Source organism: Chryseobacterium sp. SSA4.19, assembly GCF_022601875.1.
Taxonomy (GTDB): Bacteria; Bacteroidota; Bacteroidia; order Flavobacteriales; family Weeksellaceae; genus Chryseobacterium.
The window spans coordinates 49,810-62,337 of the sequence record NZ_JAKVIP010000027.1 but is presented as its reverse complement, the minus strand read 5'-3'; the positions used below and the strand labels follow the sequence as shown (position 1 = coordinate 62,337).

General features: G+C 40.1%; 10 protein-coding genes. 3 read left to right on the top strand and 7 right to left on the bottom strand.

Annotated features, from left to right (window positions below):
* Nucleotides 1-44 precede the first annotated feature (44 nt).
* On the bottom strand, nucleotides 45-3,497 hold the full coding sequence (locus tag MKJ01_RS16180; RefSeq protein ID WP_241615084.1) for a hypothetical protein: 3,453 nt from the start codon (nucleotides 3,495-3,497) through the stop codon (nucleotides 45-47).
* A 14-nt stretch (nucleotides 3,498-3,511) separates the two neighbouring features.
* Nucleotides 3,512-5,122, bottom strand: coding sequence for a T9SS type A sorting domain-containing protein (locus tag MKJ01_RS16175; protein ID WP_241615085.1), 1,611 nt, complete (start codon nucleotides 5,120-5,122; stop codon nucleotides 3,512-3,514).
* Between the two features lie 866 nt (nucleotides 5,123-5,988).
* Here MKJ01_RS16175 and MKJ01_RS16170 point away from each other — a divergent pair.
* Nucleotides 5,989-6,210, top strand: a complete 222-nt coding sequence (locus tag MKJ01_RS16170) for a hypothetical protein (protein WP_241615086.1) — start codon at nucleotides 5,989-5,991, stop codon at nucleotides 6,208-6,210.
* Nucleotides 6,211-6,722: 512 nt separating this feature from the next.
* Here MKJ01_RS16170 and hemL read toward each other — a convergent pair.
* The 5 genes from hemL to MKJ01_RS16145 form a co-directional block, all read right to left on the bottom strand.
* Nucleotides 6,723-8,006 carry a glutamate-1-semialdehyde 2,1-aminomutase gene (gene hemL, locus MKJ01_RS16165; RefSeq protein WP_241615087.1) on the bottom strand — a complete coding sequence of 428 codons (1,284 nt, stop codon included), beginning with the start codon at nucleotides 8,004-8,006 and terminating at the stop codon, nucleotides 6,723-6,725.
* Nucleotides 8,007-8,024: 18 nt separating this feature from the next.
* Nucleotides 8,025-8,999, bottom strand: a complete 975-nt coding sequence (locus tag MKJ01_RS16160; RefSeq protein ID WP_241615088.1) for a hypothetical protein — start codon at nucleotides 8,997-8,999, stop codon at nucleotides 8,025-8,027.
* 16 nt (nucleotides 9,000-9,015) lie between these two features.
* Entirely contained in the window at nucleotides 9,016-10,074 is a 1,059-nt protein-coding gene (locus tag MKJ01_RS16155) for a glucosaminidase domain-containing protein (protein ID WP_241615089.1), read from the bottom strand.
* Between the two features lie 66 nt (nucleotides 10,075-10,140).
* Complete coding sequence (locus tag MKJ01_RS16150; RefSeq protein WP_241615090.1) at nucleotides 10,141-11,049, bottom strand: 1-aminocyclopropane-1-carboxylate deaminase/D-cysteine desulfhydrase; 909 nt, start codon at nucleotides 11,047-11,049, stop codon at nucleotides 10,141-10,143.
* Nucleotides 11,050-11,282: 233 nt separating this feature from the next.
* Nucleotides 11,283-11,609, bottom strand: a complete 327-nt coding sequence (locus tag MKJ01_RS16145) for a hypothetical protein (RefSeq protein WP_241615091.1) — start codon at nucleotides 11,607-11,609, stop codon at nucleotides 11,283-11,285.
* A 41-nt stretch (nucleotides 11,610-11,650) separates the two neighbouring features.
* Between MKJ01_RS16145 and MKJ01_RS16140 the strand changes: the two genes are divergently transcribed.
* A complete protein-coding gene (locus MKJ01_RS16140) occupies nucleotides 11,651-11,833 on the top strand; it encodes a DUF5522 domain-containing protein (protein ID WP_082384278.1) in 183 nt (60 codons plus the stop codon).
* A 2-nt stretch (nucleotides 11,834-11,835) separates the two neighbouring features.
* Nucleotides 11,836-12,363: a DUF4136 domain-containing protein gene (locus MKJ01_RS16135; RefSeq protein ID WP_241615092.1), complete on the top strand. Its 528-nt coding sequence runs from the start codon at nucleotides 11,836-11,838 to the stop codon at nucleotides 12,361-12,363.
* Nucleotides 12,364-12,528 lie beyond the last annotated feature (165 nt).

Sequence of the window (12,528 nt, the reverse complement as noted above, 5' to 3'; positions counted from 1 at the left end):
CAGGACCGGAAGCGTTTTGGTTAGTATATAGGTTCTCATGGTTGTTATGGCTTATAGTTGTATTTGTATTCGGCAGCCTTTTTATCGGTGTAGGCTCCTGTCGTGTCCTTGCTTCTGACTTTGTTTTCCTTAAGCCTGTTGGCAGCATCATAGGTAAAGACCTGGCGTATTCCCGATGGCGGAGTAATCGAGGTTACCCCGATCAAAGGGTCATAGGTGTAAGTCGTTATTTTCATACCCGTCAGCTGGCTGTTTTTCCTGAAGGTATTTAAAGCTACCAGAAGCAGTCCTTCTTTGGAAGGGTCTGCCGCATCGTTATCGGAAGCGGTGATAATAGCTGTCGGAGAGGCCAGGGAAGTCAGCTGGTCATAAGTAATTCCTTCCACCCTGGCAATAGGCTGGGTATTGTTATAGCCCCAGACTATCGTTACAGGAATACCGTCCTTGGTGGTATACTGAAGAATGTTGCCTTTTTGATCGTATTTGTCGTAAGAAACATCGGTAGACATTACCCCGGTAAGCTGGTCAGATGATGTAACGGATAACGGAAGCAGAAGGCTGCCGGCTTGTGACGTAGGATAATTGTTCTGGTCAGGGTAAACCACTACTCTCTTTCCCAAGGTCTTGGTCACCCCTTCCTTAGTCTGGGTCGTGGTGGTCTCCAACGGGATCCCAACCATGTTCCGGTCAATCATCAACTGGTTGTTCTTTTCGTGGGCGTAAGAATAAGTAGTTATCATCACTGCCTGATCCGGAAAAACAGTATTTTTCTTTGAAAGCTGTTTTTCCGGGTTGCCATAAGTATATTCCGTAGTAGTAACTATTTTTTTATACGGACTGTCATCCAGAGTGTTGACAGGAACATCTTCCATGTATTCTTTAGTAACTGTACTGTCAAGAAAAGAAGCAAAAGTAGGAATAGCGTGTTGCCCTATGTACATATTATCTAATGAAGTATTTTCGTTAACTCCGGATGGAACATAGAAATAATTATATAACTTCATCCCCATAAGATTGTAAATTACTTTTTCTAAGGGAGTAGAATAGATATTGCTTTTATCGCTTTTAAGATAGATCGTATTGTTTTTATTAACTAAAATTTTATGGGAAATTAAGTGTCCATTTATATTACTGACAGTAAGGTTTCTCACCATAGACTGAGCGGCGGTTGCAGTTAATCCCGTCATCACTGATGGGTCAGGTAAATAAGCACCATTATAGGTGGGTTCCCAAAAAGTAGAAATCCCTCTGTATTCATACCCATTTTCCGAATCAAAAGTTTTCTCTTCGCCGCCCTTTTCAAAATTATCTCCGCCATGACTTATTGTTACATTCGGGTAAACGGGATCTTCTATATATAAAGGCATAGGCTTGGGATCTGAATGCAGCATTAATTCAAATTTTGTAGCAACTTCGAGAAATGCAGGACCTCCAAAGTCACCCATCTGGGTAAAATGATTGGTAAAGAAATATGGCTGAAATGGGGGAAGTAGTTTTTCTATATTATGAATATCCGAATACATATCATAGTAATACCTTTTTATATTTGTAATGGTATTGTCTGCAATATCATATTGCTTCTTTAATCTTATACCACCATCATCTACCTTTTCCCATCCATTTTGATATTTTACAGTAGCAGTTCCAAAGCATTGGCTGCATATATTATCAGCAATTCTAAACTTTAACTGGTAATTTTTTCCCGGTTGCGCTGTAAAATCTGTAGAAAAAGCCATGTCATACAAAGTATTTTCCAGATTAATTTTGGGTATCATAATCATTTTAGTGAATACTACCTGATGAGTTGAATTATCTATGATATCAAAAACAGCTTTTGCTCTTGTTCCCCCCCAATTAGTGTCAGTATGTAACTTCAGCGTAATATACATTTTATGATCTGCTACCATGTCAGAAGACGATAATGTTGTATAACAATCATAAGATACTGGTATGCAGGAAGGATTTGCGAATTCTTCATATCCTACAGCGCTTGCTGCCTCACCAATAAGTATATTTTGTTCCGTATAAGCCGCTTTTTTTGCAAAAACCGGTTCATATTCAAAAACAGTCTTTCCTTTTGTGGGATAAGTAATAGAGGTTAAGGTACCTTTCTTGGCAAACTCAAAGTTGGGTCTCCTGTCTGCATAATAAAGATAATTCTGGTTTTGCTGCTGACTGAAAAAATTATCCTCCTGAAGCCCATAGAACAAATTAAGATTAGGCAATAAGGTGTAGGAATTATCTTTTCCGTTATAATACCCTAAATAGTCGATACCATTGGCAAGACGTACCGGCATTTCTAAAGGAGAATCATAAGTCAATGTATAATTATTTCCCGTTAATACTTCCTGAATTCCTTTAATGGTATATTCCTTTACTGATTCTAGGAAAAATCTTTTTTCACTTTTAACGGTTGTATTATTATTTATATAATCAAATACATATTTCTTAATATTTATACCATTTTTGGAAATAGTTATATCTCCAAGCTTTTGGAATATCTCATTGGCATCAGTAAGATAATTAAATGAGATCTGTTCATCAGATGTTTTAATTTTGCTGATATATTTTGAATAGTGAACATTCATCAAATTTATTGTTGTTGAAGGGGGAGTAGCACTTAGGGATGTTCCATTTTGACTGATATATGCTCCTGCACTTTTTGTTTCAGATTTTCCAAAAGATACTGATCGAGAATTCTGTTGAAAATATTCAAACTCAATTTTATTATTTCTACCATCTTCAATTTTTGAAAGGTAAAAACCGGTTACCCCTCCCATTAATCCATTTTGTCTTACAAAGGTATTCTCCGTATAGCCAGACCCGCCGAAGAAATACTTCGTGCCATCGAAAGTTGTAATAAGAAATTGATAGGTATCTTTGAAGTTACCTATAGTTTCTATTTTCAGATTGTGATTTTGACTCATAATGACAGGATTAAAATTTGCATCAAGATAAAAGCTTCCACTATATCCAGGCATTGAAAAATTAAAAATATCGGTTTCATTATCTATCATTCCCACTATATCATGAGCATACGTTCCTAATGTCTGAGCACCTGCTGGTGAGTGCAAGTAGTTCATATCACTCTGAGTTAGCAATAACCGTTGTGAAGCTTCTTCATCCCTTATATCATATATGGTTCTGTTAATAACGCCACCTGCTTCCAAGATCCAGTTCATTCCTACTGAATTGGGTATATCATTTACTTTTACACCTGATTTTGCATATCTGAGAGAAATAGCATGTGCTAAGCCCCCTGTAGAAACAGTATGAACAGGAATCTCAATATTTGGTGTTCCTCTGAATTCTCCAGCTTCTAAATTTCCGAATTTTGTCCGAAAAAAAGATTCTGGTGAAGGTGGATTGACATTGGGTAATTCCGTATTTCCACCAGCATTATTTGTTAAGTTGCTTGTTTCCTGCCCATGTATAAAAACGGCTGCAACAAGAAAAAAGCTACTTGCTAATATTTTAATATTATATATTCTTTTCATTTTTTTCATTATGATTATTTCTTAATCAATTTAGCACTCGCGGTTTTATTATCATTTGTTTTTATGGTGATCAGGTAAGCTCCTTGTATTAAAGTCTGTGTATTGATCTTAGTCACCTTATTTTTGGTTTTAATGCTCTGCAGCTGTCTTCCGCCCATGTCATACACGGTAATCTCCGCTTCAAACGCTTTTTCTCCTGCACTCCCGGACCCTCCGACTCTCAAACCCTCAAACCCAATCTCCACATACGCATACTCACTCACCGGATTCGGATAAATCTTGATATCCTGCTTCTCGATCAGCTGGTCAATCTGCTTATCCCCAAGCTTCACGATCTTCCAGTTTTCTTTCCCAAGTTCTTCTGCGCTGGTTCCTGCAAAGATGATGGAACCGTCCCGGTTCAGCTTAATATCAGATAATCTTTCTTCTCTCTTCCTGGATTCCCCCTTCACATGTTTTCTCCACTGTTCATTGCCGTTTTGGTCCATATACAGCATCCAGAACGTCTCATCATCAATTTCCATCCTTCCTTCTGCCTGGGTATAACCACCCAATAAAATCCCTGTCGTAATGTCTTTATTCTTTGCTCTTTCCTCTTGTCTCTGAATAACGCTCATTCCCATCAAAACATCCCGGTTCTTGAAGCTGTAGGATTTCTGCCAGATCTCTTCGCCTCTTTCATCAAGTGAAATGAGCCACAGGTCGGTTCCTTCTTCGATCCCTACCGATTTATTGCCTGATCGTTCCGACCTGGATTCGCCTCCGATGAGATAGCCTGTGGAAGTTAAAGCCAGAGTCCTTACATGGTCATCGCCTTTGCCTCCGTAGTTCTTTTCCCATTCTACTTTGCCTTCTTTATTCAGTTTGATAATCCAGTAATCGCCTTCGCCGTAGTTCTCGGTTTTCTTGGATCCTCCGGCACCGCTTCTTGAATAGATACCCAGTAAAGCGCCGCCGTCTTTGGTCGGAACCATTTTCTCTACCTCATCAAGTCCTTTTCCGCCTATTATAATCTGAGAGGCTATGCCTCCGTTTTTATCGAGCCTGATGATCAAAACATCTTTTGATCCGTAGCCTTTGCCCGTTGCCTGGGCGGAGCCGAAGGCAATATTCCCGGTTACAAAAAATCCTAAGTCTGTCGTCTGGATAACACACCGGGCTTCTTCATCGGAAGCACCGCCGATGGTTTTCTGCCACAGTTCATCCCCAAACTCATTGATACGGATGAGCCAGATGTCCGAGCCGCCTTTGGAATCGTCTTTTTTATCGAAGCCTTTTCCGCTGTACGAGGTTCCGGCAAGCAAAAATCCGCCCTCCTGAGTATTTACGGTAGCAGACAGAAAATCATGGTTCTGGCCTGAGAAATATTTTTCCCAGACTTCTTCGCCCTGCTGGTTGAGTTTCACCAGATGGAAATCGTAGCCGTTGTTTTGTTTGGTATCGGAGGTAAGCTTTTGTGACTGGATGGAGCTTCCGGTGATTAAATACTGCTGGTCAATGGTGGTGGTGACCTGGGAAAGGAAATCCTGGGTGGAGGATTTGATGTCTTTCTGCCAAACCACTTCCTGGGCTGATATGCCGAGAGAGACGCACAGAAACAGTGCACTCATGTAGAGTTTTTTCATGCTTCGTATATTTTCAGTGTGTTATCAATTTTTTAACGCTGCAAAAGTAGGGCTTTTAAGTGATGGTAAAAAGTGTATGACAAATATTTAATGTGAATATTATCAGCTTTATAGGATTAAAAAAACTCATATTTATTCTTCTTCAATTTCTTATGAAGCAAAGGTATTTCTGTAAAGCGACAGAACCCGTCGTGTTTTATTTTAATTGCAAACCGATTAGGCTCTGTTGACTGTACAGATAAGTGCATCTGTTTTATAAAGGACGTTTGCTCCGCCCGCCTCACACAGAGCTCATCCGCTCACCTTATTATAAATCTTTTAAGAGCAAAGTTATCATTATTTGCCAATAAAACAATATAGCATTGTAAATAAATCAATTATTTATTGTTTAATCTGTTTTTTAATGATGCGGTATCGGAATGAGTGTAGGTTGATTTAATAGCCTCAGCCACCGGAATGCGAAATCACCGCCTATTAAAGCCACGGGAATCCCAAACCACAAAACTCGCCTCCTTTTTCGTGCGGCAATTAGGGTCAGATCAGGTAACATCAGGTCAGGGTTAGGGTAACAAGGTACGCGCTGTTAAATGCTGAAGTCTCTCCCGTATTGCTGAAATACACCCATACGTGGACTTTTTTGCCGAGATGGTAATCCACCTCTGTGCTCAGGGCCGACCTGGCTGCAACGGACTCAAAAAGTTTCGAAAGTGCCGAGCGATTCGCTGTAGCAGACGATACTTGCCCTGTCCGTGGCAGAGGCATTGCCCTTCGCAGAATTTTCCTGAGAATCCTCCGAGGATCCCTTTTGTGATTCTTGCCATTGTACTGGTTTTTGTTGGTTGGTGAGACGAAGGTAAAACAGGTTTTTGTATTTTGAAAGGGCGTGGCAGCCTGTGTCCGGTTTTGTCCGGTTTTGGCAGCCTATAACCGGGCAACTTCACCCTTTCTTCGGAAGCGCTTCGGGAATCCTTCGGTACTTCTTCGGAAAAAAGATGTTTTTTCCGAAGAAGTACCGAAGAAACACCGGAGAAGACCCGGAGAATATTGACTTTTTGATAGGTATTTCTGTCAGAGAAATCCAGATTTAGCCATTATTAAATTATTAATCATTATTACATTAATTTGTAGATTCACCAATAAAACACATACGTCAATCCAATTAAAACCCGGCAGAATTCTTACCGGCCATATGGGTTATTCCAATGATCAGGAAACATCAATAACTGATTATTTACAGCATCATCAAAGGCATACCACCTCCTGACCATCAATCATTACATCCTGTTCAAGGTTATAATGAAGAGTTCGAGTAAAAGTCGGAGAAAGGATAAAAGACTTCCATTTCGATGATATGATTACTCCAACCCACACCCATTTCAGAACTGATTATTTTTTAATGATTTGTTGTTTTAATTAAATATTCCGTAAATACAAACTGCAGCAATCCATATCCTTGAAAACGGCAGGGTTTAATGATAACGACCGTTCAATTCCGATGGGTATCACGTTTTCTAAGAGAAGTGAGTTTATTGTCATAAACAAATGATCGCACAAAAAAGGATGAAGCAAAGCCTCATCCTTTTTATATGTGGATCCAATCCTAAGAATATTCAAACTTTCTCACGGCTTCCAGCGTCCTATCGATTTCCCTATCTTTGATCGCATCGCTGATGAAATAGGTTTCGTAACCGCTTGGCGGAAGATAGATTCCCTGGGCTAACATCTGATGGAAGAAATTATTGAACAGCGCATGGTTCGCTTCCTGTGCTTCATCAAAATTGGAAACCCGGTTGATATGGAAGAATACCGACATCATAGAGCCTTTCCTGTTGATCTTATGGGCAATTCCTTTTTCATTCAGGATTTTACCGATTTCAAAATCCAGTGTCTCCGTAGTTTTTTCCAGCCTGCTGAAAAAGCCGGGATCATTTTTAATAATCTGTAATGTTTTTAATCCGGCTCTCATCGCCAGGGGATTCCCGCTTAACGTCCCGGCCTGGTAAACCCCGCCTTTAGGAGCGAGGTGGTCCATAATTTCGTTTCGCCCGGCAAATGCCCCTACCGGCAGCCCGCCACCGATTACTTTTCCGTAGGTAACCAAATCCGCTTTCACCTTAAAAAGCTCCTGGGCGCCTCCGAAAGCCAGTCTGAAACCGGTCATCACCTCATCAAAAACCAGTAAAGCCCCGTTTTCGTCACAGATAGCCCTTAATTTTTGAAGGAATTCATTTTCAGGAAGCACGCAGCCCATATTCCCGGCAACCGGTTCAATGATCACTGCTGCAATTTCACCGTTGTTATGCCTGAATAAATCCTCAACCTGCTCAAAATCGTTATATCTTGCCAATAACGTATCTTTTGCCGTGCCCTGCGTTACTCCCGGAGAATTGGGATTCCCGAAGGTTGCAGCACCACTTCCCGCTTTGATGAGAAATGAATCTGAATGGCCGTGGTAACAGCCTTCAAATTTTATGATCTTATCTCTTCCCGTAAAACCTCTGGCCAGCCTGATGGCGCTCATACACGCTTCCGTACCTGAAGACACCATCCTGATCTGATCGATGTTCGGGACATTTTCCACAATGAATTTTGCGATCTCCGTTTCAAGCTCTGTCGGTGCCCCGAATGAAAACCCTTTCTCTGCCTGGCTTTTAAGCTCTTCCAGCACTTCAGGATGGGTATGCCCCAAAATAGCCGGGCCCCAGGAATTGATATAATCGACATACGTATGATCATCGGCATCGGTCAGGTAAGCCCCTTTGGCAGATTTCATAAAAACAGGCACTCCTCCTACGGATTTGAATGCACGGACCGGGGAATTGACGCCTCCGGGAATGTATTGGTACGCTTCATCGAATAAAGCTGAACTTCTTTGGTATCTCATATTTTATTTTTTATCGTGTTAACCCTCAAAATAAAGGGTACCGTCTTCTGCTGCGTAGTTTTTCTCTCCATTGATTATGGTATAATACAATCGGTATTCATGACCGTTTCGCCAAACGGTTCCTGAAGGCTCAAATCTTCCGTTTAATATATTATTGGGAAGAATGGTCTTTATCATTATCTCTCCCTCACGTTGCGGATCCGGTTCTGAAAGAAACACCAGTTTGCCCGGATCTGATAATGTGATTGAAATATATTTTACGGGATACACTTCATTGGAAAATTCATCAGCCATTCCGAATAAACCTGAAGAATCCGTTGTTAAAATATAGGGTTTGCCATTATACAACTGCCATCCTACATAAGCAATTTCCGGTGTGCTTTTGTATAATTTCTTAATTTCCGGAATGTAAATACCGACCTGTGCATCCCCGGAAAGAATCTCAAGAAAATTAATTTTAAAATTGATGCGGTAAAGATTTTCATCCTCATAAGGAATCAGCATTTCCCGGTCTGTGTCATCAAGGTCATTCCACGTTAAAGAGGCGGGCAGGGCTTTATTATCGAAATAAGGGTCATCATGTCTGCTCCACCGGTCATTAACGGGAAATCTTTCCGGCATAATATACGGGTCAAGCTTCATTTTAGTTTTCATGGAATAATTGTAATAACTGAATCCGTCAAAAACAACATAACTATCACCATTGACAAAAATCGGTTCATCTGAGATGCATTGCATCACCGGTGCTCCGTTACTGCCGATAATCCCGAATTTACCGCTCTGTTCTACATGGAAACCTCCCGCCGATGGGTCATATCCACTGATGCTGTTGTACTGCGGCTGTATTACAATAAACCGGTTAGCATCGCAAAGCCCCCACAGTTTTCCTTTTCTGAAAGGAATGTATTTCTGAGGTTCCTGCGAAAACAGATGGCATGAAAAACTCAGTAAAAACATCCACAAAAGCATGGATTTCACATACACTGTTTTCATGGCTCAGGATCAAAAATTAATTTCTCGGTTTTTTATCAATCAAATAAATCAGCTGTCCGGCAGAAGGCTGTTGCCCCTGGTCCATCCTGTTTTTAGCATATAATTTATTCAATTTGATTCCGAATTTCTGGGCAATGTCATGCATATCTTCCCCATATTCGGCTTTATAGGTCGGTGTATTCCCGTCAGAATTTTTAGATTCGAGGAAAACGATGTCATTTTTTTGCAGCATTTCGCTGTCAAGCTCGTTCCATTTGATCAGTTTGCTTTCGCTGATTTTAAATTTTTTGGCAATGAACTGAACATTGGTATCTTCAGGAATGATGATGTATTTTAATCCGTCGTTCGGGTGGCTTTTGATCAGGATGGTGTTAAGAATTTCCGCCTTGGTTTTAATTCTCTCTACCCTCTTCTGCTGTTGTGCATACGAAGTCTGCTTATACGGAACTTCTACCGTTACAGGGTTCTTTGTTTTCTTCGTGTATTTTTCAGGCTCCATCTGTGCCATGAAAGCCCTGTCGTCCTTAAGGCCGGGATACATTTTCAGAACCGCATACATCACTTCATTAGAGCTGATATTGTCAAATTCGTATAATTTATATCTTTCGATTTTCCCGATCAATATCGAAGCATACCGGGGATTTGTCGCGTATCCCGCTTTTTTCAAACCGGTTGCCCATGCTTTGTAATCTTTCATATCCAGGTTGAAAAGATTCGCATAATATTTCCTGGTGGTCAGGAAGATGGAATGGTCTTCATACGACTGTCTCGGATCGTCGTACACCCGGAAACATTCATTGGGAGCATCATCGGTGTGCTTCATGGTTTTTCCGGTCCAGTCTTCCTTGCATTTTATCCCGAAGTGGTTCTTTCCTTCCAGCGCCAAACGGCTTTGGCCGCCGCCTGTTTCCAGGAGACCCTGTGCAAGCGTAATAGAAGCCGGAATTTTATATTTCTCCATTTCTTCTACCGCATACCTGGCAAATTTCTGGATGTACTGGTCTTCTGTAGCCCAGGTCTGGGCAGAGAATTTTGATAAAACTAAAAGGCTTAATATGGAGAAAAGTCTTTTCATCTTATAATTTTTATTTTTTTAAAATGAAAGATGGAACACTTAGTGTTTCATGCTTTTCAATTTTACTTATATAATTAAACTTCTGTTTTGCCTTGCCAAAAGCAGATTGGCACCTTCAATGCCCTGTAATCCGCCGGTGTGAAAGCACAATATTTTACTGTTTTCAGGAAAATAACCTTCATCCATCATTTCGAAAACCTTCTGCATCATTTTTCCTGTGTATATCGGTTCCAGAGGAATTTCAAATTTCCTTTTAAAGTCATTGATAAAACGAACCGTTTCATCTTTTATTTTACCGTATCCTCCAAAATGCGAATCTATCAGCTCAAAATTTCTTATCGAAGTCAATTCACAGATCCTGCTTTCCAGTGAATCGTCATCCACTGCTTTGAAACCTATTATTTTCTGGTGATCTTCAGCATATTTTGAAATTCCGGCCACGGTTCCTCCTGTTCCGACTGCGGTGCAAAGATAATCAAAATCTTTTGTATGGTCATCCAGCATCATTTTTACGCCTTCTACGGCTGCCTCATTGGTGCCACCTTCGGGAATAATCAACGCTTCAGGAAATTCTTTCAGCAGAAAACCGGAAAGTTTTTCTTTGTGCCGGTATTCTTCACGGCTAACGAATTTCAGGTTCATTCCGTTGCGGTGGGCAAAAGCCAGTGTCGGGTTGTCACGCCATTTGCTCTGCAGCTCCTCACCTCTTATGATGCCCAGCGTGGGGATTCCGGCCAGGCTTCCGACAGCAGAAACGGCCGAAATATGATTTGAAAATGCCCCTCCGAAAGTGATCAGATAAGGCGTTCCCGGATTCCCGGCTGCATATTGATTCACATTATAAAAAAGCTTCCAGTATTTATTTCCCGAAACCTGAGGATGCACGAGATCTTCCCGCTTTATAAAAAGCCGTCTGTTTTTATGAACGGGAATTTCCTGGATCGGGATGTTTTGTGTAGGGAACGGTAACAGCATTTTTATGCGGATTGTAAAGTTCTGATAGGACAAAAATACGTTTTCCAAAATACTTTTTGAAGAATCTGTATCATTCTGTACCAATTAAAGCCGGATGAAAATGAACGTCTGTTCTCTAATATCATCAACAGGAAGATACAGGGATTACCACCAATCTAATATCTAATATCTAATATCTAATATCTAATATCTAATATCTAATATCTAATATCTAATATCTAATATCTAATAAATCACAGATACTTCCTGAAACTCCATAATTTTCTTTTTTCCAGATACTTAAGATTGTGTTCATTGGCATACGCTTCCCTTTCAAAAGAAATTCTCTGATAAGCCCGGTTGCTGTCTTTCAGTTTAACAAGCCAGTAATAATATTCTGCAACATATACAATATAGAAGAAAAGAACAAACATTTCCAGCTGCTGCCTCAAATGTATTTTTTCATGGTTGATCAGTATTTTATTTTTCTTATCTTCGGGGTTGCTGATCAGGATAAAAGGAAAAAGGGCGATGCCGTTGATTTTTAATCTTTTCAGCGGCTTTTGGCATACAATTATCATATTAACAAATATAAAGTTTTTTTGACTTTTCGATTTAACTTATGGCACTTTTTGACATCAAAGAAGGCGAAGACTTTTACTATAATGAGCAGGGGTATAAGGTTTTTACGGAAAAATTTCATCTGAAAAGAGGACATTGCTGTAAAAGCGGATGCAGGCACTGCCCTTACGGGTACGATAAAAAAACTGATACATTCATTAAAAACGATAAAAAAATCAAGTAAAAATGAAAAAATATATTTTTCTTCTGTTAGCTTCTGCTGCATTGACGATAACTTCCTGCAGCTCGTTTAATGTGCGTTCTGATTATGCTGAGACCGCAAACTTCAATTCCTATAAAACGTATAAATTAAGAATTGACGATCTTAAGCTGAATGATATTGATAAAGACCGCGTTCTTAATGAACTGTCTAAGCAGCTCCAGATGCGTGGTCTTCAGCCGGGAGAAAATCCTGATATGATTGTTAATGTAAAAGCGAACCATAAAAAAGTAACCGATATTACCAATAGCTCACCTTACGGAATGTGGGGATGGGGCGGTCCTTTCGGTTGGGGAATCGGAATGAACAGAACATGGACAAGCAATTATAATGAAGGCGCCATTATCGTGGATCTGGTAGATGCAAAAACCAACAAACTGGTTTGGCAGGGAATCGGAAGCGGAATTTCCGTAGATTCCCCGAAAGCGAAACAAAGACAAATCCCTGAGATTGTAGCGGAAATCATGAAGAATTATCCTCCGCAGAGAAAATAAGATCGTATGTAATCATATATAGAAAGCCAAGACCAATGGGTATTGGCTTTTTTTATTGCCTGGTTTAAAGAACATCTGCAAATACTTTATTATTCTCTGATCATTGAAATTTAATGATTCTGTAATTTCCAATTCATAAATTTGTAGTAATCTTACCAAAATAAT

Excerpts from the sequence above, each read along its gene's own strand:
- MKJ01_RS16180 (WP_241615084.1), bottom strand. The coding sequence starts at position 3,497 with ATGAAAAGAATATATAATATTAAAATATTAGCAAGTAGCTTTTTTCTT.
- MKJ01_RS16175 (WP_241615085.1), bottom strand. The coding sequence starts at position 5,122 with ATGAAAAAACTCTACATGAGTGCACTGTTTCTGTGCGTCTCTCTCGGC.
- hemL (WP_241615087.1), bottom strand. The coding sequence starts at position 8,006 with ATGAGATACCAAAGAAGTTCAGCTTTATTCGATGAAGCGTACCAATAC.
- MKJ01_RS16160 (WP_241615088.1), bottom strand. The coding sequence starts at position 8,999 with ATGAAAACAGTGTATGTGAAATCCATGCTTTTGTGGATGTTTTTACTG.
- MKJ01_RS16155 (WP_241615089.1), bottom strand. The coding sequence starts at position 10,074 with ATGAAAAGACTTTTCTCCATATTAAGCCTTTTAGTTTTATCAAAATTC.
- MKJ01_RS16150 (WP_241615090.1), bottom strand. The coding sequence starts at position 11,049 with ATGCTGTTACCGTTCCCTACACAAAACATCCCGATCCAGGAAATTCCC.
- MKJ01_RS16145 (WP_241615091.1), bottom strand. The coding sequence starts at position 11,609 with ATGATAATTGTATGCCAAAAGCCGCTGAAAAGATTAAAAATCAACGGC.
- MKJ01_RS16140 (WP_082384278.1), top strand. The coding sequence starts at position 11,651 with ATGGCACTTTTTGACATCAAAGAAGGCGAAGACTTTTACTATAATGAG.
- MKJ01_RS16135 (WP_241615092.1), top strand. The coding sequence starts at position 11,836 with ATGAAAAAATATATTTTTCTTCTGTTAGCTTCTGCTGCATTGACGATA.